Origin of the sequence: Microbacterium sp. MEC084 (assembly GCF_004514465.2) — a bacterium.
GTDB lineage: Bacteria > Actinomycetota > Actinomycetes > Actinomycetales > Microbacteriaceae > Microbacterium.
The window spans coordinates 453,272-474,286 of record NZ_MYFP02000001.1 but is presented as its reverse complement, the minus strand read 5'-3'; the positions used below and the strand labels follow the sequence as shown (position 1 = coordinate 474,286).

Annotated in this window: 20 protein-coding genes and 1 tRNA gene; 15 read left to right on the top strand and 6 right to left on the bottom strand. The window is 72.6% G+C overall.

Translation table 11 applies throughout. The annotated features are described in order from the left end of the window. Positions 1 to 1,287 carry a histidine--tRNA ligase gene (gene hisS / locus B5M43_RS02315; RefSeq protein ID WP_134745633.1) on the top strand — a complete coding sequence of 429 codons (1,287 nt, stop codon included), beginning with the start codon at positions 1 to 3 and terminating at the stop codon, positions 1,285 to 1,287. Positions 1,288 to 1,293: 6 nt separating this feature from the next. On the opposite strand, the gene B5M43_RS02310 is transcribed toward hisS, so the two are convergent. Together B5M43_RS02310 and B5M43_RS02305 are read right to left on the bottom strand one after the other, a co-directional pair. Next, complete coding sequence (locus tag B5M43_RS02310) at positions 1,294 to 1,776, bottom strand: NUDIX domain-containing protein (protein ID WP_134745634.1); 483 nt, start codon at positions 1,774 to 1,776, stop codon at positions 1,294 to 1,296. Between the two features lie 13 nt (positions 1,777 to 1,789). Further along, positions 1,790 to 3,067 (bottom strand): APC family permease, encoded by a 1,278-nt coding sequence (locus B5M43_RS02305; protein WP_134745635.1) that lies wholly within the window; start codon positions 3,065 to 3,067, stop codon positions 1,790 to 1,792. 89 nt (positions 3,068 to 3,156) lie between these two features. Here B5M43_RS02305 and nagA point away from each other — a divergent pair, with 89 nt between their 5' ends. The 7 genes from nagA (at position 3,157) to B5M43_RS02270 (ending at position 10,317) form a co-directional block, all read left to right on the top strand. Next, complete coding sequence (nagA, locus tag B5M43_RS02300; RefSeq protein WP_134745636.1) at positions 3,157 to 4,311, top strand: N-acetylglucosamine-6-phosphate deacetylase; 1,155 nt, start codon at positions 3,157 to 3,159, stop codon at positions 4,309 to 4,311. Positions 4,312 to 4,368: 57 nt separating this feature from the next. Beyond that, entirely contained in the window at positions 4,369 to 5,043 is a 675-nt protein-coding gene (locus B5M43_RS02295) for an O-methyltransferase (RefSeq protein WP_055989928.1), read from the top strand. 115 nt (positions 5,044 to 5,158) lie between these two features. Next, positions 5,159 to 6,439 (top strand): phosphopyruvate hydratase, encoded by a 1,281-nt coding sequence (gene eno / locus B5M43_RS02290; RefSeq protein WP_134745637.1) that lies wholly within the window; start codon positions 5,159 to 5,161, stop codon positions 6,437 to 6,439. Positions 6,440 to 6,470: 31 nt separating this feature from the next. Continuing rightward, positions 6,471 to 7,013, top strand: coding sequence for a septum formation initiator family protein (locus tag B5M43_RS02285; RefSeq protein ID WP_055989922.1), 543 nt, complete (start codon positions 6,471 to 6,473; stop codon positions 7,011 to 7,013). A gap of 73 nt (positions 7,014 to 7,086) precedes the next feature. Beyond that, positions 7,087 to 7,605 (top strand): DUF501 domain-containing protein, encoded by a 519-nt coding sequence (locus tag B5M43_RS02280; RefSeq protein ID WP_134745638.1) that lies wholly within the window; start codon positions 7,087 to 7,089, stop codon positions 7,603 to 7,605. Then, positions 7,602 to 8,906 (top strand): S8 family serine peptidase, encoded by a 1,305-nt coding sequence (locus B5M43_RS02275; protein WP_134745639.1) that lies wholly within the window; start codon positions 7,602 to 7,604, stop codon positions 8,904 to 8,906. The genes B5M43_RS02280 and B5M43_RS02275 overlap by 4 nt, the downstream gene beginning before the upstream one ends. A gap of 19 nt (positions 8,907 to 8,925) precedes the next feature. Continuing rightward, positions 8,926 to 10,317 carry an NAD(P)/FAD-dependent oxidoreductase gene (locus B5M43_RS02270; RefSeq protein WP_055989913.1) on the top strand — a complete coding sequence of 464 codons (1,392 nt, stop codon included), beginning with the start codon at positions 8,926 to 8,928 and terminating at the stop codon, positions 10,315 to 10,317. 84 nt (positions 10,318 to 10,401) lie between these two features. Here the strand turns inward: B5M43_RS02270 and B5M43_RS02265 are convergent, their stop codons facing one another. After that, positions 10,402 to 12,099, bottom strand: coding sequence for a formate--tetrahydrofolate ligase (locus B5M43_RS02265; RefSeq protein ID WP_374198145.1), 1,698 nt, complete (start codon positions 12,097 to 12,099; stop codon positions 10,402 to 10,404). Between the two features lie 70 nt (positions 12,100 to 12,169). Between B5M43_RS02265 and B5M43_RS02260 the strand changes: the two genes are divergently transcribed. Next, positions 12,170 to 12,243: transfer RNA gene (locus B5M43_RS02260), tRNA-Leu, on the top strand. Between the two features lie 87 nt (positions 12,244 to 12,330). Then, the gene (locus B5M43_RS02255; protein WP_167626769.1) at positions 12,331 to 12,822 is read left to right on the top strand and encodes a hypothetical protein; all 492 of its coding nucleotides are present in this window, start codon (positions 12,331 to 12,333) and stop codon (positions 12,820 to 12,822) included. An 85-nt stretch (positions 12,823 to 12,907) separates the two neighbouring features. On the opposite strand, the gene B5M43_RS02250 is transcribed toward B5M43_RS02255, so the two are convergent. The 3 genes from B5M43_RS02250 to B5M43_RS02240 are packed head-to-tail and all read right to left on the bottom strand — an operon-like array spanning position 12,908 to position 15,954. Further along, positions 12,908 to 13,351, bottom strand: a complete 444-nt coding sequence (locus B5M43_RS02250) for a MarR family winged helix-turn-helix transcriptional regulator (RefSeq protein WP_134745640.1) — start codon at positions 13,349 to 13,351, stop codon at positions 12,908 to 12,910. 45 nt (positions 13,352 to 13,396) lie between these two features. Then, positions 13,397 to 15,463 (bottom strand): bifunctional polysaccharide deacetylase/glycosyltransferase family 2 protein, encoded by a 2,067-nt coding sequence (locus B5M43_RS02245; protein ID WP_134745641.1) that lies wholly within the window; start codon positions 15,461 to 15,463, stop codon positions 13,397 to 13,399. A gap of 8 nt (positions 15,464 to 15,471) precedes the next feature. Next, on the bottom strand, positions 15,472 to 15,954 hold the full coding sequence (locus B5M43_RS02240; RefSeq protein ID WP_134745642.1) for a hypothetical protein: 483 nt from the start codon (positions 15,952 to 15,954) through the stop codon (positions 15,472 to 15,474). Between the two features lie 149 nt (positions 15,955 to 16,103). On the opposite strand from B5M43_RS02240, the gene B5M43_RS02235 reads away from it, so the two are divergent. From B5M43_RS02235 to B5M43_RS02215, 5 genes are all read left to right on the top strand, one after another. Further along, the gene (locus B5M43_RS02235; protein WP_055989900.1) at positions 16,104 to 16,670 is read left to right on the top strand and encodes a LemA family protein; all 567 of its coding nucleotides are present in this window, start codon (positions 16,104 to 16,106) and stop codon (positions 16,668 to 16,670) included. Between the two features lie 267 nt (positions 16,671 to 16,937). Continuing rightward, positions 16,938 to 18,248, top strand: coding sequence for an HNH endonuclease signature motif containing protein (locus B5M43_RS02230; RefSeq protein ID WP_230667530.1), 1,311 nt, complete (start codon positions 16,938 to 16,940; stop codon positions 18,246 to 18,248). A gap of 108 nt (positions 18,249 to 18,356) precedes the next feature. After that, on the top strand, positions 18,357 to 19,298 hold the full coding sequence (locus tag B5M43_RS02225) for an ABC transporter ATP-binding protein (protein ID WP_134745324.1): 942 nt from the start codon (positions 18,357 to 18,359) through the stop codon (positions 19,296 to 19,298). Then, complete coding sequence (locus B5M43_RS02220; protein ID WP_134745325.1) at positions 19,295 to 20,152, top strand: ABC transporter permease; 858 nt, start codon at positions 19,295 to 19,297, stop codon at positions 20,150 to 20,152. Before B5M43_RS02225 ends, B5M43_RS02220 begins: the two co-directional genes overlap by 4 nt. Then, positions 20,149 to 20,973 (top strand): ABC transporter permease, encoded by an 825-nt coding sequence (locus B5M43_RS02215; protein ID WP_134745326.1) that lies wholly within the window; start codon positions 20,149 to 20,151, stop codon positions 20,971 to 20,973. The genes B5M43_RS02220 and B5M43_RS02215 overlap by 4 nt, the downstream gene beginning before the upstream one ends. Positions 20,974 to 21,015 lie beyond the last annotated feature (42 nt).

The following is a 21,015-nucleotide window of genomic DNA, read 5'->3' as shown; positions in this document are numbered from 1 at the left end:
ATGGCTGCTGTGAACGCCCCGCGCGGCATGCGCGACTTCCTCCCCGCTGACAAGGCCCGACGCGAGCGCGTGCTCGCCGTGATCCGCGAGCGCTACCGCGCCCACGGGTTCGACGAGATCGAGACGCCCGTCATGGAGGAGTACGCGCGCCTGCACGCCGGCATCGGCGGCGACAACGAGAAGCTCGCGTTCAACATCCTGCGTCGCGGTCTCGACGCCGACGCGATCCGGCACGCCGCGGACGACCCCGCGAAGCTGACCGACCTGGGCCTGCGCTACGACCTCACGGTGCCCCTCGCCCGGTTCTACGCCACGAACCGCGGCGAGCTGCCCACCGTGTTCCGGTCCATCCAGATCGCGCCCGTGTGGCGCGCGGAGCGTCCCCAGAAGGGGCGCTACCGGCAGTTCATGCAGTGCGACATCGACATCATCGGCGACGCGTCCGCGCGCGCCGAGGCCGAGCTGATCGTCGCGTCGCTCGACACGCTCGCCGCGCTCTCGCTCGAGGGCGCGACCGTGCGGATCAACGACCGCCGCGCGCTCGACGCGATGCTCGAGGCGTTCGGCTTCGGGCCCGAGGAGCGCCCCGGCGTGCTCATCACGATCGACAAGCTCGACAAGATCGGTCCCGGCGGCGTCGCGGCCGAGCTGCGCGAGCGCGGCGCGACGGCCGGGGCCGTGGACGCCTTCGAGGGGTTCCTGAACGGGCTCTCGGCCGCCGAGGCGCCGGCCCGGTTCGGCCGGGACCAGATCGTCGCGAAGCTGCCCGGCGGCATCCCGGACGAGATCGTCGACCACCTCGTCGGCGTGGGAGAGGCCGTCGCGGCGGCGCGCGGCGGCGGCGAGATCCCGCTGCAGTTCGACCCGTTCCTCGTGCGCGGCATGGGCTACTACACGGGCACGATCTTCGAGCTCGCACACCCCTCGGTGTCGTACTCGCTGGGCGGCGGCGGACGCTACGACGGCATGATCGGACGCTTCCTGGGTCAGGACGTGCCGGCGGTCGGGTTCTCGATCGGGTTCGAGCGCATCGTGGACCTCGTCGAGACGGCCGGGGCGGAGACCGCCGAGGCGGTCGTGCTGGTGCACGACAAGGACGTGCCGGTGGCCGAGCTGCTCGCGCTGAAGGCCGCGCTCGTGGCCGAGGGCTCGCGCGTGCGCCTCGAGCAGCGCACCCGCAACCTCAAGGGGCTGCTCGACCGCGCGACGGCCGACGGCTACACGGCCTACGCGAGCGTGGCCGCGGGCGCGACGCGCGAGTCGCTGGAGCTCAGGCCCCTGGGCTGATCCGGCTCAGAAGCCGAGCGGCATGATGGGCCGCAGCGCGCGCTCGCGCCAGGCGTCCAGCACGATGCGCTCGTGCGGCACGACGGGGTCCGGCAGCGCGTCGAGCGGGAACCAGCGCAGGTCGGACGCCTTGTCCTCCTGCAGCGCGGGCTCGCCCGTCCACGTGCCGCACGCGAAGAACACGTCGATCCGCTCGTCGATCGCCGCGCCGTCTCCCGTGCGGTGCTCGAGCGTGAGGAACTCGAGGTCGCCGGGCGCGACGCCGACGCCGAGCTCCTCCGCGGCCTCGCGCACCGCGGCCCCGAGCAGGGACTCGCCGCGCTCCACGTGACCGGCCGCGCCGGCGGCCCAGTGCGCGTCGTAGTAGCCGGTGCCCGCCCGCAGCTGCAGCAGGACCTCGTCGCCGCGGCGGAGGAACACGTAGGCAGCGGGGATGACGGTGAAGCGCCCGTGGGTCGCCGCGTAGGCCTCGGTGTATCGCTCGCTCATGGGCTCCAGCCTGTCACTCGCCGTGATCCGCGTCGGCGCGGGAGCGCTCGCGCATCAGCCGGATCGCGCGGAGAGCGAGGCCGATCGCGACCACCGCGGCCCCCGCGGCGACGCTCTGCCACGGCAGCGTGAAGGCCAGCACGACGCATCCGATCGCGCCGAGCACCTGCATCCAGCGCGGGTACCGGCGCACGGCGGCGCGCTGGCGGTACGCGGACAGGTTCGCGATCAGGTAGTACAGCAGCACGCCGAAGGACGAGAACCCGATCGCCCCGCGGAGGTCTGCGACCGCGACGACGGCCACGACGATCGCGCCGACCGCGATCTCCATGCGGTGCGGAACGTGGAACCGCGGGTGGATCGCCGAGAGCCACGACGGCAGGTCGTGCTCCCTCGCCATCGCGAGCCCCGTGCGGCCGATGCCGGCGATGAGCGCGAGCAGCGCGCCGAGCGACGCCGCGCACGCGCCGATCCGCACGACCGGCTCCGCCCAGCCCCATCCGGCCGCCGCGGCCGCGTCCGACAGCGGCGCGGCCGACGCGGCGGTGCCCGCAGAGCCCAGGGCCGCGAGCAGCGATGCGCCCACCAGCGCGTACACCGCGAGGGCGATGAGGAACGCGATCGTGATCGCGCGCGGGATGATGCGCGCCGGATCCCGCACCTCCTCGCCCATCGTGGCGATGCGCGCGTACCCCGCGAACGCGAAGAACAGCAGGCCGGCGGACTGGAGCAGGCCTCCCACGCCGGTCGACAGGTCGCCGCTGAACGCGCCGTCCGCCGCGGCCGGCGCCGCGAAGCCGGCCGCGACCGCCACCGCGAGCGCCAGCAGCGCGACGGTCACGATGATCTTCGCCGCGAGCGCCGTGCGCGTGACGCCCAGCAGATTGACGCCCGTGAGCGCCACCACGGCCGCGATCGCGACGGGGCGCTCCCAGCCGGCCGGGGCCGCGTAGGCCGCGAATGTCATGGCCATCGCGGCGCAGCTCGCGAGCTTCCCGATCACGAAGCACCAGCCCGCCGCGTAGCCCCACCACGCGCCGAGCTCGGCGCGACCGTAGGCGTAGGTGCCGCCCGACGTGGTGTGAACCGCCGCCAGCTGGGCCGACGCGGTCGCGTTGCAGTACGCCACCACGGCGGCGATCGCCAGCCCCGCGAGCAGCCACGAGCCCGCCGCGGCGGCCGCGGGAGCGAAGGCGGAGAACACGCCGGCGCCGACCATCGCGCCGAGTCCGATCGCGACCGCGTCGCCCAACCCGAGACGGCGGGCGAGGGCGGGGGAGGAGGAGCTCATGGGCCGGATTGTAGGCGAGCGACGTGTCCCGGCGGGGAAGCGGTCTAGACCGGTCCTCCACTAAGCTCGGACGTCGTGAGGATCGCGCGATGAACGCCCCCGCCGCCACCGTCATCCACTCCGCGCGCCTGGTCACGCACCGCGGCGAGACCGCCGATGCCTGGGTGCGCTTCGAGGACGACCGCGTCGCCGCCACCGGGACCGGGGACGGCTGGCGCGCGCAGCCCGCCGATGAGGTCGTGGACGCATCGGGCCGCATCCTGACGCCCGGGTTCATCGACCTGCACTGCCACGGCGCGGGCGGCTTCGCGTTCGACATCGCCGAGGACCACGCGATCGAGGCCGCGCTGGCGGTGCACCGGCGGCACGGCACCACGCGCAGCGTGCTCTCGCTCGTGACCGCCGCGCTGCCGGACCTCACGTCGCGCCTCGAGGCCATCGCGCGCGTCGCGAAGAACGACCCGCTCGTGCTCGGCTCGCACGCAGAGGGGCCGTTCATCGACGACGAGTTCCGCGGCGCGCACGACCCGCGCCTGCTGATCCGCGCCGACGCCGAGGCGATCGAGGCCGTCCTCGAGGCCGCCGACGGCACGCTGCGCCAGCTGACCATCGCGCCGGAGCACCCCGGCGCGCTCGAGGCGATCGAGCGCCTCACGGCCCAGGGCGTGCGCGCGGCCGTGGGACACACGGGTGCGGACCTCGAGACCGCGCGCACCGCTTTCGACCGCGGCGCGTCCATCCTGACCCATGCATTCAACGGCATGCGGGGCATCCACCACCGGGCCCCCGGCCCCGTGATCGCCGCGATCAGCTCGGATCACGTCACGCTCGAGGTCATCAACGACGGCGTGCACGTGCATCCCGAGGTGGTGTCGATGGCGTTCTCGTCGGCGCCGGGCCGTATCGCGCTCATCACCGACGCCATGGCGGCGGCCGGCGCGGCCGACGGCGACTACATCCTCGGGTCGCTCGCGGTCGTGGTGCGCCACGGCGTCGCGCGGCTGAAGGACGGCGACGCGATCGCCGGCTCGACTCTGCTGCTCGACGAGGCGCTGCGCCGCGCGGTCGAGGCGGGGATCCCGCTGCCGGACGCCGTCGGGGCGCTCACGATCGTCCCCGCCCGCACGCTCGGCCTCGACGACGAGCTCGGCACGCTCGAGCCGGGCTACGCGGCCGACGCCGTGCTGCTCGACGTCGAGCTGCGCCCCGAGTCGGTCTGGGCGGCCGGCGAGAAGCTGCGCTGACGGGCGGGATCGCGGCACCGGCTTGACGCGCGCCGCGCGCGGCACTGGGATGGCGGCATGGCCGAACCCACGCTCGAGAACTGGACCGCCGCCGACCGCTGGCTTGCCGACGTCCTGATCGGACCCGACCCTGCGCTCGACGCCGCGATCGCGGCCCAGCAGGCCGCCGGGATGCCGGGCATCGAGGTCGCGCCGGTCTCCGGCAAGCTGCTCCACCTGCTCGTGCGCATCTCCGGGGCGCGGCGCGTGCTCGAGATCGGCACGCTGGGCGGCTACTCCACGATCTGGCTCGCGCGGGCGCTCCCGGACGGCGGACAGGTCGTCACGATCGAGGCCGAGCCCGCGCACGCCGAGGTGGCCCGGTCGAATCTCGCCAGGGCCGGCGTCGCGGACCGCGTGGACGTGCGCGTCGGCGGAGCGCTCGACGTGCTGCCGACGCTCGAGGGCGACGGCGAGCCCTTCGATCTCGTGTTCATCGACGCAGACAAGGAGTCGAACACCGCGTACCTCGACTGGGCGGCGCGGCTCGGGCGGCCCGGCGCCGTGGTCGTGGTCGACAACATCGGCCGCGAGGGCGAGATCGTGCGCGACGACTCCGAGGACCCGATGGTGCAGGGGACACGCGCGGCGCTTGCGATGCTGGGATCCGATCCGCGCTTCGACGCCACCGCGCTGCAGACCGTGGGGATCAAGGGCTGGGACGGCGTCGCGATTGCGGTGCTCGCGGGCTGACGGCCCGGCCGCAGGGGCGGGCGCCGTCACACGGCATGAGGGCGTCACGGCGGGGCCATAGACTGACCGCGGGGCTCTGCGGCCCCGAACCCGTCCACTCAGAGGGAGTCGTTCCGTGGCACTGATCGAAGCTGTAGGCGCGCGCGAGATTCTGGATTCGCGCGGAAACCCGACCGTCGAGGTGGAGGTGCTGCTCGACGACGGCATCGTGCAGCGCGCGGCCGTCCCCTCGGGCGCCTCGACCGGCGCCTTCGAGGCGTACGAGCTCCGCGACGGCGACAAGGGCCGCTACGGCGGCAAGGGCGTGCTGAAGGCCGTCGACGCCGTGATCGACGAGCTCGGCCCGGCCATCGAGGGCCTCGACGCCAGCGATCAGCGCGTGATCGACGCCGCGCTGATCGAGGCCGACGGCACCCCCAACAAGCAGCGCACGGGCGCCAACGCCATCCTCGGCGTCAGCCTCGCGGTCGCGAAGGCCGCCGCCGACAGCGCCGACCTGCCCCTGTTCCGCTACATCGGCGGCCCGAACGCCCACGTCCTGCCCGTCCCCGCGCTCAACGTCATCAACGGCGGCGCCCACGCCGACACCGGCGTCGACATGCAGGAGTTCTTCCTCGTGCCGCTCGGCGCCGAGACGTTCAGCGAGTCGCTGCGCTGGGGCACCGAGACCTACCACGTCCTCAAGAAGGAGCTGCAGGCCGGCGGCTACGCCACGGGCCTCGGCGACGAGGGCGGCTTCGCGCCCGACCTGCCCAGCAACCGCGGCGCGCTCGACTTCCTGATGGCCGCGATCGAGAAGGCCGGCTTCACGCCCGGCAGGGACATCGCCGTCGGCCTCGACGTCGCGTCGACCGAGTTCTTCGAGAACGGCGTGTACCGCTTCGAGGGCAACGAGTGGTCGGCCGAGCAGATGACCGCGTACTACGAGGAGCTGCTCGCCAACTACCCGCTCGTCACGATCGAGGACGCGCTGGCCGAGGATGACTGGGAGGGCTGGAAGGCCCTGACCGAGCGCATCGGCTCCAAGGTCCAGCTCGTGGGCGACGACCTGTTCGTCACCAACCCGCAGCGCCTGGCCGAGGGCATCCAGAAGGGCGTCGCCAACTCGCTGCTCTGCAAGGTCAACCAGATCGGCTCGCTCACCGAGACGCTCGACGCCGTCACGCTGGCGCAGAACTCGGGCTACACGGTCATGATGTCGCACCGCTCGGGCGAGACCGAAGACACCACGATCGCCGACCTTGCGGTCGCCGTGAACGCGGGTCAGATCAAGTCGGGCGCGCCCGCTCGCAGCGACCGGGTCGCGAAGTACAATCAGCTTCTGCGCATCGAGGAGGAGCTGGGCGCCGGTGCGACCTTCGCAGGTCGCGGCGCGTACCCGCGCTTCACCGCGTAACCAGTCGCACAGATCTACCGGAGGGGGAGCCGTGAGCAGGAAGACGGCTCCCCCTTCCGCGTCCCGGGGCGCGCGCGGTGCGGCCGCGCCCGCCGCGCGTGCGGATGCCCGCGAGTGGCTCGGGGGCATCCGGTTCTCGGGCTTCGCCGCGATCATGCTGGGCCTCGTGGTGCTGGCCGTGCTCGTCCTGGCCCCGACCGTGTCGACGTACGTGGAGCAGCGGCAGAAGATCGCCGCGCTCCAGGAGTCGGTCCAGGTCACGCGCGAGGAGATCGCCGAGCTCGAGCGGGAGCGGGATCGCTGGAACGACCCGGCGTTCATCACCGCCCAGGCACGCGAGCGGCTCTACTACGTCAAGCCGGGGGAGGTCTCCTTCCTGATCGTGGACGACCTCGACGAGGCCGAGGTGCCGCGCGACCCGGAGCCGGTCAGCGCCGACGTGGAGGAGCGGGCCGCGGACTGGATGGGCGGCCTGCTGCGTTCGATCGTGGGCGCCGGCACGGCCGAGACCGCCATGGAGATCACGATCGGCGTGCCGGACGAGCCGGAGCCGACCGAGACGCCCGCGCCCTGACGCGACCTCACGGAATGCTGGCAAGCGGCCGCCCTGGCCGGGGCTCCCGGTGCGCCGCCGGTAGCCTGGAGGGGTGACGACTCCTCCCTTCGATCCCGTGCGCCCGGTCGACCTCGAGGTGGTCTCGGCGCAGCTCGGGCGCGAGGCCCGCGGGGTCGTCGGCATCGCCGCGCGCTGCGTGTGCGGCAACCCCGCGGTGGTCGCGACCTCGCCGCGACTGCCCGACGGCACGCCGTTCCCGACCTTCTACTACCTGACGCACCCGGCCGCCACGGCCGAGATGTCGCGGCTCGAGGCCGGCCAGCTGATGCCCGAGCTCGCCGCGCGCCTCGCCGAGGACGCCGAGCTGGCCGCGCAGTATACGCGCGCGCACGAGGCGTACCTCGCCGACCGCGCCGCGTTCGGCGACGTGCCCGAGATCGACGGGATCTCCGCCGGCGGGATGCCGACGCGCGTCAAGTGCCTGCACGCCCTCGCGGGCCACGCCCTCGCGGCGGGCCCCGGTGTGAACCCGATCGGCGACGCCGCGCTCGAGCGCTCCGCGTGGTCGCCCGACCGCTGCGAGTGCGCGGAGCCCGGGAAGGCCGGATGACGCGTCTGCGCCGGATCCTCGCGACCGCGGTCCTCGTGGTCGTGCTGACCGGTGCCGCCCCGACGCCGCCGCCGACGCCCGAGGGCACGCCGAACCCCGCGGCGACCGCGGAGCCGACGCCGCGCGAGCGCCAGTACTGGCTCGAGGAGTACGGCATCACCGACGCGTGGGAGACCACGCGCGGCGCGGGCGTGACGATCGCGATCATCGACACGGGCGTGGTCGCCGGGCCGGCGCAGTTCGAGGGCGCCGTCGTGGGCGGCACGGACGTGTCGGGCGCCGGCGCCCCCGACGGGCGCACGCCGGTCGACGTCGTCAACCGCAACCACGGCAGCTGGGTGGCCTCGCTCGCGGCCGCCCGCAGCGGCGGCGACCCGCGGGCGATGATCGGCGTGGCCCCGCAGGCGAACCTGCTCTCGGTCTCGCTCGGATTCGGCTCATCGGCGGCCGTGCCGTTCGCGCAGCAGGTCGCGGAGGCCATCCACTGGTCCGTCGACAACGGCGCGGATGTCATCAACCTCTCGTTCACGACCAACAAGCAGAGCTGGGACGAGTCGTGGGACGACGCGTTCCTGTACGCGATGGAGAACGACGTCGTGATCGTGGTCGCCGCGGGCAACCGCGGCGCAGGCACGAACTCCGTCGGAGCGCCTGCCACCATCCCGGGCGTCCTGACGGTCGCCGGCGTGGATCCGCAGGGCAAGGCGAGCGTCGAGGCCTCGACGCAGGGCATCACGATCGGCGTCTCGGCGCCCAGCGAGAAGCTGCTCGGGGTGTCGGCGGACGGCGAGATCGTCGAGTGGGACGGCACGAGCGGCGCGGCGCCGATCGTCGCCGGCATCGCGGCCCTGGTGCGTTCGGCGCATCCCGAGCTGAGCGCGAACGACGTGATCAACCGGATCGTGCAGACCGCGCGCAAGCCGCCGGGCGTCGCCAAGGTCCCCGACGCGTTCTACGGCTACGGCCTCGTCGACGCGAACGCGGCGGTCAACGCGGCCGTCGCCCCCGTCACGAAGAACCCCATGGGCGACCTCGAGCGCTGGATCGCGCTGCACCGCCGCCAGGACGCCGCCCCGCAGCCGACGCAGTCCGCGGCCCCGGTCGAGATCCCGCCGCTGCCGCCCGCCGACCCGCCCGCGGAGGCCGGCTCGGCCTACCTGCCCACGGCCGACGGCCTGCGCTACGGCACCCTGCCGCTCGTGGCCCTCAGCGGCGCTGGTATCCTCGTGGTGCTGGGCGTCATCGCGGCAGTGCGACGCGTCCGATCGGCCCGTGTGCGGCGGTCGCCGGGCAATCCCTGACTCAAGGAGTTCTTCACTCGTGCCCAAGATCCTCATCGTCGGTGGCGGCTACGCGGGGTTCTACACCGCGTGGAAGCTGGAGAAGCACCTGCGTCGTGACGAGGCGGAGGTCGTCATGGTCGACCCGCTTCCGTACATGACGTACCTGCCCTTCCTGCCCGAGGTCGCGGCCGGCTCGATCGAGCCGCGCCACACGGTCGTCTCGCACCGTCGTCACCTCAAGACCACCAAGGTCATCACGGCCAAGGTCACGGGCATCGACCACGCCAACAAGACGGCCACGATCACGCCCGAGGGCGGCGAGCCCTACGAGATGGCGTACGACCAGATCGTCGTGACCGCCGGATCCGTCTCGCGCACGTTCCCGATCCCGGGCATCGCCGAGAACGCCGTGGGCCTGAAGTCGGTCGAGGAGGCCGTCTTCGTCCGCGACACCCTCATCTCCAACTTCGAGAAGGCCGCGGCCCTGCCCGCCGGTGACCCGCTGCGCCGGCGCCTGCTCACCGTCGTGATCGTCGGCGGCGGCTTCGCGGGCATCGAGACGTTCGCCGAGCTGCGCTCGCTCGCGTCGTCGCTCGTGGGCAAGTACCCCGAGATCTCGTTCGAGGAGACCCAGTTCCACCTCATCGAGGCGATGGGCCGCATCATGCCCGAGGTCTCGCTGCCCACGAGCGAGTGGGTTCTGAAGGACCTCGCGCAGCGCGGCGCCAACGTGCACCTGGAGACGCAGGTCACCAGCGCGGTGGACGGCGTGGTCGAGACCTCGACCGGCCAGTCGTTCCCGAGCGGCCTGATCGTCTGGACCGCGGGCGTCATGGCCAACCCGGCCGTCGTGCGCGGCAGCGACCTGCCGACCGAGCCCCGCGGCCGCATCACGACGCAGGCCGACCTGCGCGTGGTCGACGGCGAGACCGTGGTCGAGGGCGCCTGGGCCGCCGGCGACATCGCGGCCGTCCCGGACAAGACCGGCGGCCTGCCCGACGGCACGTGCGTGCCCAATGCGCAGCACGCCGTGCGCCAGGCCAAGCGCCTCGCCAAGAACCTGGTCGCCGTCCTCCGCGGCGACGAGCCCGTCGACTACTTCCACAAGAACCTCGGCGCCGTCGCGGGCCTGGGCCTCTACAACGGCGTCTTCCAGTCCGGCAAGTTCGCGCTGAAGGGCTTCCTGGCCTGGGTCGCGCACCGCGGCTACCACGGCCTGGCGATGCCCACGTGGGAGCGCAAGTGGCGCGTGCTGTGGGGCTGGTGGCACAACCTCTGGCTCGGCCGCGACATGGTGCAGCTGAGCGCCACGCAGTCGCCGCGCGTCTTCTTCGAGACGTTCGCGTCGCGTCCGAAGCCCCCGGTCGAGGCTCCCGTCGAGCCGGCGCCGGAGAAGGCGCCCGAGCCCGTCGAGGCCGGCGCCCGCTGAGGCCGACGCCCGAGAGCCGCCGCTCCTCCTTCGCGAGGGCCGGCGGCTCTCGCCGTCTCTCCGGGCGCTCCCGGGGCGGGAGGATCAGAACAGGCCGGTGATCCGGCCGTCGTCCGTCACGTCGATGTGCGCCGCCGCGGGGTCGGCGGGCAGGCCGGGCATGGTCATGATGTCGCCGCAGATCATCACGACGAACTCCGCGCCCGCCGCCAGCCGCACCTCGCGCACGTCGACGACGTGACCGGACGGCGCGCCGCGCAGCTTCGCGTCGGTCGAGAAGGAGTACTGCGTCTTGGCGACGCACACGGGGAGGCCCCCGTAGCCCTCCGCCTCGAGCGTCTCGACCGCGCGCAGCACGGATGCCGAGCCGGTCACGTCGGCGGCGCCGTACACGCGCTGGGCGATCGCGCGCATCTTGTCCCACAGGGGCGCCTCGTCGGGGTAGGTGAAGGTCGGGGCGGCCCCGCCCTCGTCGCACAGCCGCACGACCTCGCGCGCCAGGTCCTCGGCTCCTGCGCCGCCGTCGGCGAAGTGGGTCGCGGCCACGGCGCGCACGCCCATCCGCTCGGCACCCGCGATCAGCGCCGCGATCTCGGCGTCGGTGTCGTCCGCGCGGCGGTTGATCGCCACGACGCACGGCAGGCCGTACACCTCCCGGACGTTGCGCACGTGCCGGTCGAGGTTCGCCAGCCCTCGCTCGAGCGCGGCGACGTCCTCGACCGGCAGCTGCGGCACGTCCACCCCGCCGTGGTACTTGAGGGCGCGGACCGTGGCGACGATCACCGCGCAGTCCGCCTGCACGCCGCGGCGGCCGACGATGTCGGCGAACTTCTCGGCCCCGAGGTCGGCGCCGAAGCCCGCCTCGGTCACCACGTAGTCCGCCAGTCGCAGGGCGGCCTCGGTCGCGATCAGCGAGCTGCAGCCGTGCGCGATGTTGGCGAACGGGCCGCCGTGCACGAATGCGGGCGTGTGCTCGAGCGTCTGCACGAGGTTCGGGGCGAGCGCGTCGCGCAGCACGGCGGTCATCGCGCCGTGCGCTCCGAGGTCGGCGGCGGTGACGGGCGCGCCGGAGCGGGTGCGGGCCACGACGATGCGGCCGAGGCGCCGCTTGAGGTCCGCGAGGCTCGTCGCGAGGCAGAAGATCGCCATCACCTCGCTGGCCACCACGATGTCGAACCCGCTCTCGCGCGGGTGCCCGTTGCCCGTGCCGCCGAGGCCGATCACGGTATCGCGCAGCGCGCGGTCGTTCATGTCCAGGACGCGGCGCCACGTGATGCGCCGCACGTCGATGCCCAGCGCGTTGCCGTGGTGCACGTGGTTGTCGATCATCGCGGCGAGCAGGTTGGTCGCGACGGCGATGGCGCCGAAGTCGCCCGTGAAGTGCAGGTTGATGTCCTCCATCGGCACGACCTGAGCGCGGCCTCCGCCGGCGGCGCCGCCCTTCATGCCGAACACCGGGCCCAGGGCGGGCTCGCGCAGGCAGATCATGGCGCGCTCGCTGATCCGGGTCAGCGCGTCGCCGAGCCCCACCGTGGTCGTCGTCTTGCCCTCGCCGGCCGGGGTGGGGGAGACGGCCGTGACGAGCACCAGTCGCCCGCGCGGGCGATCCGTGAGGCCGTGCAGCCACGAGAGCGCGACCTTGGCCTTCGCGCGGCCGTACGGTTCGAGCGCCTCGTCGGGGATGCCGGCCGCCGCGGCGATCTCGCCGATGGGGCGCAGGCGAGCGGCCTGGGCGATCTCGATGTTGCTGAGCACGGGCTTGTGGCCGGGGGTGTGCGGCACGGGACCTCCTGCGTCTTCGTCGACAGCGGCACCAGGCTATGCCACGCGCGGCGGGTAACGTGGAGCGACCGCCCCCGTAGCCCAACCGGCAGAGGCAGGCGACTTAAACTCGCCGCAGTCTGGGTTCGAATCCCAGCGGGGGCACGCGCGCGTCGGCTCAGATGTGCTGCGCGACCGCGCGCAGCAGAGCGCCTTCGGGTCGTCCGCCCAGAGCCGCACCCGCTCCACGAGGTGGTCGCCGCCCTTCGGCGCGAGGCCCGGCAGCCGCACGACGGTCGGCCGCTCGAGCGCGATCAGGATGTTGGTCTCGTTCGCCATCCGCAACGCGAGGGTCGCGCGGCCGTGCTCGTCGGCGATCCGCGGCGCCTTCTCCTCGTCGGCGCGTCGGGCGATCTCCACCGAGGCGATGTCGTCCCACGCGAGCGGCACGTCGATCTCGAGCCCGCTGCGGGCGCGGATGCCCTCGTGGCCGACCGTGTGCGGGCGCATCAGCATGGCGCACAGCAGCCCGATCATCCACGTGAGCCCCCAGATCCCGAGGATGAGGACCGCGATGCGCACGACGGGCCACCGGTGCACGATCAGGTCCAGGATCGGGATCTCGATCGCCGACAGCACGATGAAGATCCACAGGATGGTGAGCACGGGGCGGTGGTACGAGAACCCCGCCGTGCCCGCGGGCAGCGCGGGGCGGCGCACGACGCGCGGGCGATGCTCGCATAGATCGCGAGCTCGGCGCGCAGCGCCCTGAGGGCCCAGGAGCGCGCCCGGGCGCCCAGCGTGGGACGGGCGGTCGTCGCGGTGGCGGTCATCGCTCGTGCTCCGCCCGCTCGACGAGCTCGGCGAGCCGCGCCGCGATCGCGGGGACGCCGCGCTCGACCGCGGGCCGGTCCTCTGGGGCGACCGCCTCGAGCAGCGTGGCGGAGAGCGCAGCGTGGTCGCGCTGCATCTCGGCCATCTGCCGCGCCGCGGCCTCCGTGAGCTCCACGACGGTCGCCCGCCGGTCCTGCGGGTGCGGCGTCCGTCGCACGTAGCCGTCGGCCTCGAGCGCGTCGACGAGCCCGGACACGTTGCGGGCGCTCACCTCGAGAGCCTCGGCGAGCGCGCGCTGCGTCGAGGGTCCCTGGTGCTGCAGCACCCACAGGACGCGCACGCGCGCGGGGGAGAGCGAGGTGCCGGCGAAGGCGCGCGTCATGTCGCGCTGGAACAGCTCGCTGACATGGAGCAGGTGGTCGAGGATGGTGGGAACCATACCGCTCCTTACTTCACTGTTACGTGAGGTAACTGAATGTGCCGTTCAGGCGACCGGCTCCGCGGGCGCGCGCAGCGTTCCATAGCGCTCCATGCGCTGCAACCGCAGGCGCACGCCCGCCACGGCCGTGAACGCCGACTGGAACACGACCAGGTACATGAGCTGCCGGTACACGACCTGCTCCATGATCGTCTGCAGCGCGAGGAATCCGACCCACACCGCGAGCACGCGCAGCGGGTCGAGGAACAGCAGGCCGTACACCGCGAACACGTCGACCACGGGCGCGAGCATCGGCAGCAGCACCTGGAACAGCAGCAGGTAGACGATGCCGCGACGCCCCAGCTTGCCCGCCGCGCCGCCCTGCACGAGCGCCGCGCGGTGCTTCCACATCGCCTGCATCGTGCCGTAGCACCAGCGGTATCGCTGCCGCCACAGCGCGCCGATCGAGGCGGGTGCCTCCGTCCACGCGACGGCGTCGTCCTGGTACACGACGCGCCAGCCGTCCCGGCACACGGCCATCGTGAGGTCCGTGTCCTCCGCGAGCGTGTCGTCGCCTACGCCCCCGAGCCGCCGCAGGACCTCGCGCCGGAACGCGCCGATCGCGCCCGGCACGGTCGGCATGCACTCCGCGACGTCGAACAGGCGCCGGTCGAGGTTGAACCCCACGACGTACTCGATGTGCTGCCAGGCTCCGAGCACGCCGCCGCGGTTCACGATCTTCGTGTTCCCCGACACCGCGCCGACGCGGCTGTCGGAGAACGGCTGGATGAGCGCGCGCACGGTTCCCGGCTCGAACACGGTGTCGCCGTCGACCATCACGATGAGCTCGTGCGACGCAGCGCGCAGGCCCGTGTTGAGCGCGGCGGGCTTGCCGCCGTTGGGCTGCCGGATGACGCGGACCCGCGGCAGGGCGAGCGCCTCCACCATGTCGGCGGTGCCGTCCGTCGAGCCGTCGTCGACGACGATGATCTCCACCTCGTGCTCCGACGCGGCGATCGAGCGGACGGCCGCCTCGATGCCGGCGGACTCGTTGTAGGCCGGCACGATGACCGTCACCGGATCGAGCACCACGGGCCGCGCCGGCTCCTCCCGTCGCCGTCGCGCGGCACGGCGATGCCGAGCCGCCGCGGCCACGACCAGCACGGCCCGCGCGACGGTCAGGGCGCCCGTGATCACGAGCATCCACGTGATGACGGTGACGACGGCGTCGCTGATCCGGATGCCCCAGACCGCCGCGGACGCGGCCAGGCGGTCGCCGGGTGCCGCCTCGGTCATCACGGGCTCCAGCCCCACGGCCTCGCTCACGGTCGTCGCCCGGTGCCCGGCGTCGTCGAGCCGGTCGAGCGCGCGGTCGAGCGCCGCGACGGTCGCGGCGCGGTTCCGGCCGCCGTCGTGCAGCAGCACCACCTGGCCCGACGCGGCGCCGTCCACGATGGCGCGCTCGATCGCATCCGGGTCCGGCGTCTCCCAGTCGCGGGCGTCCTTCGTCGCGAGCACCGTGAGGTAGCCCTCGTCGCCCGCGTGCCGGATGGCCGACCACATCGCGTCGTCGACCGCCGAGTTCGTCGAGGTGTAGGGCGGCCGCAGCAGCGACGCGGACCGCCCGGTCGCCTCGATGATCGCGAGCTGCGCGGCGTCGATCTCGACCTCGCGACGCCACGCGGGGGCCGTGGCGAGGTCGACGTGCGTGAGGGTGTGCACGCCGAGCTCGTGGCCTTCGGCGACGATGCGCCGCGCGAGGTCGGGGTGGTCGATCACGGCGGTGCCGACCGCGAAGAATGTCGCGGTGGCGCCGTGCTCGCGCAGGACGTCCAGGATGCGCGGCGTCCACTCCGGATCGGGCCCGTCGTCGAACGTGAGCGCCACGGTGCCCGGCGCGGGTGACGCCGTGCGCGGATCCGCGCCCCTCGTGTCGATCACCGGCCCGCCGTGGAGCACCTCGGAGGGAACGCGTTCGGCGCTCGCGGTCGCGAGCGGCGCCGCGTCGCCGATCGTGCTGAGGCGATGGGTGCAGCCCTGCACCAGCAGGGCGACCAGGACGGCGAGCAGTACGGCCGCGAGGACGACCCAGTGGGCGCGCTCCGCGGGACGTCGCCGCAGGGCCCGTCGCATGCCGCCGGTCACGGTCGCGGCGGCTCGGTCGGCTTCTTGGCGCGGCCGGGGGCGTCGCCGCTGCGGCCCGGCGCGGTCGCGGTCTCGGGCTCCGCGGTCGGCGCCGGAACGGCGGCCGTGGCGGGCTCGGCCTCGGGCTGCGTCGTGACGGCGGGTTGAGGCGTGGGGGTGGGCGTCGGAACCTCGACGGTCTCGGGAGCGGGCGCCGTCGTGGGCCGCGCGGCGGGCGCCGGCGTCGCAACCGGGGTCGGTCGCGGCGCGGGGGTCGCCGCCGCGGCGCCCGGCTCCGGCGTCGTGGGCATGAGCGGTCCCATCACATCGGGGCCGCTCAGCAGCACCGCGCCGACCAGCGCGAGATACGCGAGCGACGCGCCGACGGCCGCGGTTCCGGCGATGCGGGCGCGGCGCATGCGGCGTCCCGAGGTGTCGACGAACACCGGCTTCGCGGCGAGCGTGGTCCGGGCTTCACGCAGCTGTCTTCGGGTCGACATCCGGCCCCATTTTAGGAAGCTCGCGCTCCGAGCGCGCTGGGGACCTGTCCCCGGAGCGACGATGGGGAGGCCCTGCGAGTCCCGCGGCCGCCGATCGTGCGGGGAGGACCCGCGTCTAGGATGGGGGCAATCACCGAGGGGGGTTCCCGATGGAATGGCTGATTCCTGTCGTCATCGTGCTGGCGATCGTCGTCATCGCCGGCATCTACCTGTGGGCGACGTACAACTCGCTCGTGCAGCTCAACGTGCGGGTGGACGAGGCCTGGAGCGACATCACGGTGCAGCTCAAGCGCCGCGCGGACCTGATCCCCAACCTGATCGAGGCCGTCAAGGGATACGCGGCGCACGAGAAGGCCGTGTTCGAGAACGTCACCCGGGCACGCGCCGAGACCCTCTCTGCGCAGGGGCCCGCCGAGGCGGGCGTCGCCGAGGGGCACCTGCAGCAGGCGCTCAAGAGCCTGTTCGCGGTCGCGGAGGCCTACCCGCAGCTCCAGGCCAGCCAGAACTACCTGCAGCTCCAGCACGCCCTCGTCGACACCGAGGACAAGATCCAGGCGTCGCGCCGGTTCTACAACGGCGGCGTGCGCGAGCTGAACACCAAGATCAAGGTCTTCCCGAACAACCTGTTCGCACGCAACCTCGGCTTCCACGAGCGGGAGTTCTTCGAGGTGGTCGACGGCGCCGCAATCGCCGAGCCGCCCCGCGTCCAGTTCTGACCCTTCGGTCGTTGAGCGGAGGCGTGCCAGCGCCGGCCCACCCCTTTGGTCGTTGAGCGGAGGCGTGCCAGCGCCGGCCCACCCTCCGGTCGTTGAGCGGAGGCGCGCCAGCGCCGGAGTCGAAACGTGTCCGAACCCTCCCTGCCGGCCGGCGCGCCGCTCGTCCACAGGGTGCCGTACCGACGACTTCTCCACAGATTCGGTTCACTGACCTGATCTGCCCTTTCCGGCCCGCTGAATGTCGGTGGCCCCTGGAAGAATCGGAGCATGACGACACAGGCGCACTCGACCGGGTGGACTCCCACCCTGGGTGAGCTGGCGCGCATGTCGGAGCTGGTCGAGGGGTTTCTGGAGGACCAGGCGGTCATCGCGAGGGCGCAGGCGCGTCAGGCCAAGCGGCTCGCCGAAGCGCGGGCGATCGCGGAGGCGCAGATGCGCCGCGCCGGCATCGGATCGGAGTTCGAGCACCCGGTCCGATCGATGGCTGCCGAGTTCGGAGTGGCCGCCCGGATCTCCGACCGGTCGATCCGGATGCGGATGGAATGGTCCGTCGACCTGGTTGACGGGTTCCCGGCGACGTTCGCGGTGTTCGAGGAAGGGCGCATCTCGGATGCCCAGGTCCGGGCGATCGTCGACGCCGGCAGTCGTCTGGAGGATGAGGACGCGCGGGCGGAGTTCGAGCAGATCATCCTGCCACGGGCGGAGAAGCTCACCGCCGGGCAGCTCGGGTCCGTCGCGCGGAAGCTCGCCGATGACATCGAGCCGCTGCCGCTGGAGGAGCGGCACGAGGAGGCCATGGCCGACCGCTCCCTGCGGGCGGCGCCGCTCCCGGACGGGATGGGCGAGCTGACCTACATCGGTCCGGCGGTGACGGTGTACGCGATGCACGACCGGGCCACTCAGATGGCGCGCACGATCTACCGCACCAAGGATGAGACCGACGAGCGGACGTTGGATCAGATCCGGGCGGACGTGTTCGCCGAGATCGCCCTCGCCGGCCTCCCCACCGCCGAGCTGATCGACCAGCACGGCGGGGACGCCCTCACGAAGATCACCGCCACCGTTCAGGTCACCGTCCCGTGGCAGACCCTCACCGGCGTCGGGGACGAGTCCGCGTTCCTCGCCGGATACGGCCCGATCCCCGCGGAGGCCGCGCGCCGCCTGGCCGGCGAGGCCGCCAGATGGACGCGCCTGTTCCAGGATCCCGACACCGGGTGCCTGAAGACCGTCGACACCTACACGCCCACGAAAGCGCAGCGGCGCTTCCTGATCGCCCGGGACGAGCACTGCCGCTTCCCCGGCTGCCGGCAACCCGCGATCCGCTGCGAGGACGACCACACCATCCCGTACTCCCACGGCGGCCCCACGAGCGTCCGCAACCTCGCCAACCTGTGCCGCGCCCACCACGTCCTGAAACACAACTCCGCGTGGAGATTCCGTCACGGGCCGGGCGGCGTGATGGAGGTCATCAGTCCCACCGGCAAGGCCTACAAGCACAAACCCACCCCGGTGGTCCGGTTCGAGGCGTCCTCGGAGATCGCGCGCGCCGACTTCGGCGCAGACCCGCCGCCGTTCTGACGTGCCGGTGGCGGTCTCCTGTGTTTCGACTCCGCTCGCTGGCGCTCGCTCCGCTCAACGATCGAACGGGGTCTGCCCATTGTCGGAGGCCGCGGATATGGTTGTCCGGTGTCCGAACCGGTGATCTCCGCGCAGAGCCTCGTCAAGACGTACAAGGTCAAGGGCAAGCCGGACTTCGTGGCGGTCGACGGGCTGAGCTTCGAGGTGGCTCCGGGGGAGTCGTTCGGCCTGCTGGGCCCGAACGGCGCCGGCAAGTCGACCACCATGAAGATGATCGGCGCGGTCTCGGCACGCACCGCGGGCGAGCTGTCCATTCTCGGCCTGGATCCCGACCGCTACGGGCCCGAGATCCGCTCCCGGCTGGGGGTCGTGCCGCAGCAGGACAACCTCGACGGCGAGCTCAACGCGCGCGAGAACCTCTACATCTACGGGCGCTACTTCGGGCTGCCCAGCCGCGTGTGCCACGAGAAGGCCGACGAGCTGCTCGCTTTCGCGCAGCTGTCGGACAAGGCCAAGAGCAAGGTCGATCAGCTGTCGGGCGGCATGAAACGCCGGCTCACGATCGCCCGCGGGCTCATCAACGACCCGCGCATCCTGCTGCTCGACGAGCCGACCACGGGCCTCGATCCGCAGGCGAGGCACGTGCTGTGGGATCGGCTGTTCCGGCTGAAGGAGCGCGGCACGACGCTCGTGCTGACCACGCACTACATGGACGAGGCCGAGCAGCTCTGCGACCGCCTGATCGTGGTCGACCACGGCCGCATCATGGCCGAGGGCACGCCCGCATCGCTCATCCGCGAGCACTCCAGCCGGGAGGTCCTCGAGGTGCGCTTCGGCTCCGAGCGCAACGAGCAGGTCGCCGCGCAGCTGCAGGGCATCGGCGATCGCCTCGAGGTGCTGCCCGACCGCATCCTGATCTACGCGCACGACGGCGAGGCCGTGCTCGAGCGCGTCACCGCGGCGCGTCTGCAGCCCATCACGAGCCTCGTGCGCCGCTCCAGCCTCGAGGACGTGTTCCTGCGGCTGACGGGAAGGTCGCTGATCGAATGAGCGCCACGCGCACGGCGCAGCCGACTCTCGACGAGCTGCGCGCCGAGGCCCTGGAGTGGGGCCGCCGCCCGCGACGCCGGGGCAGCTGGTACGTCACCGAGCACATGGTGCGCGCCATGCGGGCGTACGGATGGACGATCGTGGTCGGCGCGGTCGGGCAGCCGATCATGTACCTGCTGGGTCTCGCGCTCGGGCTCGCCGCGCTCATCCGGGTTCCCGTCGTCGACCACGGCACCGAGGTGCCCTACCTGGTGTTCGTTGCGCCCGCCCTTCTGGTCACGGCCGCGATCGCGGTCGCGTCCGAGGAGATGACCTACCCGGTCATGGCGGGGTTCAAGTGGCGGCGGTACTTCTACGGCTTCAACGCCTCCGCCCTGTCGAGCCCGCAGATCACGCACGGTGTGATCGCGGGTGCGGCCGCGCGGATGGCGGTCGCGGTCGCCGCGTACTACCTGTTCGTGTGGCTGTTCGGGTCCGTGCCCCAGCCGGGAACGGGGTGGCTGGCCATCCCCGCCGGCCTGCTCGCCGGGCTCGCGTTCGGCATCCCGCTCATGGCCTATGCGGGGTCGCTGCAGGACGACAAGGGCCAGTTCGCGCTCGTGCAGCGCTTCGTGTTCATGCCGATGTTCCTGTTCTCGGGCACGTTCTACCCGCTCGACACACTGCCCGTGTGGCTGCAGTGGATCGGCTGGATCTCGCCCCTGTGGCACGGCTCCGAGCTCGGACGAGCGGCGACGTACGGGGCCGGGATCGCGCCCGGGATGATCGCGGTGCACGTGACGTACCTGGTCGCCCTGTGCGTGGCGGGGTACGTCTGGGGCCGTCGCGTGTTCGTCCGGAGGCTCGCCCGATGACCGCGGTGGCAGACGTCGAGGACACCACGCGCCGCGGGGGAGTGCGCGCCCTGTGGGCGGGCAATCCCTGGTCCGTCGTCGAGCGCGGACTCGTCGCGGCCCGGTCGTCGAGCTGGATCGTCGTCCTCTCCGGGTTCTTCGAGCCGGTCTTCTACCTGGCCTCCATGGGCATCGGTCTGGGCGCCCTCGTCGGCGACGTCCAGACCTCCCAGGGGGTCGAGGTGAGCTACGCCGCGTTCATCGCCCCCGCGCTGCTCGCCGTCTCGGCCATGAACGGGGCCATCTACGACTCCACCTGGAACGTCTTCTTCAAGCTCAACTACGGCAAGCTCTACGAGGGCATGCTGTCCACGTCGCTGGGCCCGCTGGACGTCGCTCTCGGCGAGATCCTCTACGCGCTGCTGCGCGGCCTGCTCTACGCGACCGGCTTCATGGCGATCATGCAGCTCGCGGGGCTGAACCTGTCGTGGACCGCGATCCTGGCGCTGCCGGCGGTGCTGCTGATCGCGTTCGGGTTCGCGAGCCTCGGCATGGCCGTCACGAGCTACATGAAGACGTTCCAGCACATGGACTGGATCAACTTCGCCCTGCTTCCGATGTTCCTGTTCTCGGCCACGTTCTACCCGATCGCGGTGTACCCGGAGTGGGTGCAGCAGATCGTGATGGCGCTGCCGCTGTGGCACGGCGTGGAGCTGGTCCGCGGACTCACGACCGGCGTGCTCAGCGCCGGCCTGCTGTGGCACGTCCTCTACTACGTCGTGATGATCGCCTTCGGGCTGGTGTTCACGACCAAGCGGCTGCGCGCCCTCTTCCTCGGCTGACGGGCGCCGTCGCACCCGGCGGTGGCGGATCCGGCGCGCCTG

What these genes read in the sequence shown, in the direction of transcription:
- B5M43_RS02235 (WP_055989900.1), top strand. Translation starts at nt 16,104, where the DNA reads ATGGAATGGCTGATTCCTGTCGTCATCGTGCTGGCGATCGTCGTCATC.
- B5M43_RS02295 (WP_055989928.1), top strand. Translation starts at nt 4,369, where the DNA reads ATGGCCGAACCCACGCTCGAGAACTGGACCGCCGCCGACCGCTGGCTT.
- B5M43_RS02275 (WP_134745639.1), top strand. Translation starts at nt 7,602, where the DNA reads ATGACGCGTCTGCGCCGGATCCTCGCGACCGCGGTCCTCGTGGTCGTG.
- B5M43_RS02245 (WP_134745641.1), bottom strand. Translation starts at nt 15,463, where the DNA reads ATGCGACGGGCCCTGCGGCGACGTCCCGCGGAGCGCGCCCACTGGGTC.
- B5M43_RS02230 (WP_230667530.1), top strand. Translation starts at nt 16,938, where the DNA reads ATGACGACACAGGCGCACTCGACCGGGTGGACTCCCACCCTGGGTGAG.
- B5M43_RS02250 (WP_134745640.1), bottom strand. Translation starts at nt 13,351, where the DNA reads ATGGTTCCCACCATCCTCGACCACCTGCTCCATGTCAGCGAGCTGTTC.
- B5M43_RS02240 (WP_134745642.1), bottom strand. Translation starts at nt 15,954, where the DNA reads ATGTCGACCCGAAGACAGCTGCGTGAAGCCCGGACCACGCTCGCCGCG.
- B5M43_RS02220 (WP_134745325.1), top strand. Translation starts at nt 19,295, where the DNA reads ATGAGCGCCACGCGCACGGCGCAGCCGACTCTCGACGAGCTGCGCGCC.
- B5M43_RS02215 (WP_134745326.1), top strand. Translation starts at nt 20,149, where the DNA reads ATGACCGCGGTGGCAGACGTCGAGGACACCACGCGCCGCGGGGGAGTG.
- nagA (WP_134745636.1), top strand. Translation starts at nt 3,157, where the DNA reads ATGAACGCCCCCGCCGCCACCGTCATCCACTCCGCGCGCCTGGTCACG.
- hisS (WP_134745633.1), top strand. Translation starts at nt 1, where the DNA reads ATGGCTGCTGTGAACGCCCCGCGCGGCATGCGCGACTTCCTCCCCGCT.
- B5M43_RS02305 (WP_134745635.1), bottom strand. Translation starts at nt 3,067, where the DNA reads ATGAGCTCCTCCTCCCCCGCCCTCGCCCGCCGTCTCGGGTTGGGCGAC.
- B5M43_RS02310 (WP_134745634.1), bottom strand. Translation starts at nt 1,776, where the DNA reads ATGAGCGAGCGATACACCGAGGCCTACGCGGCGACCCACGGGCGCTTC.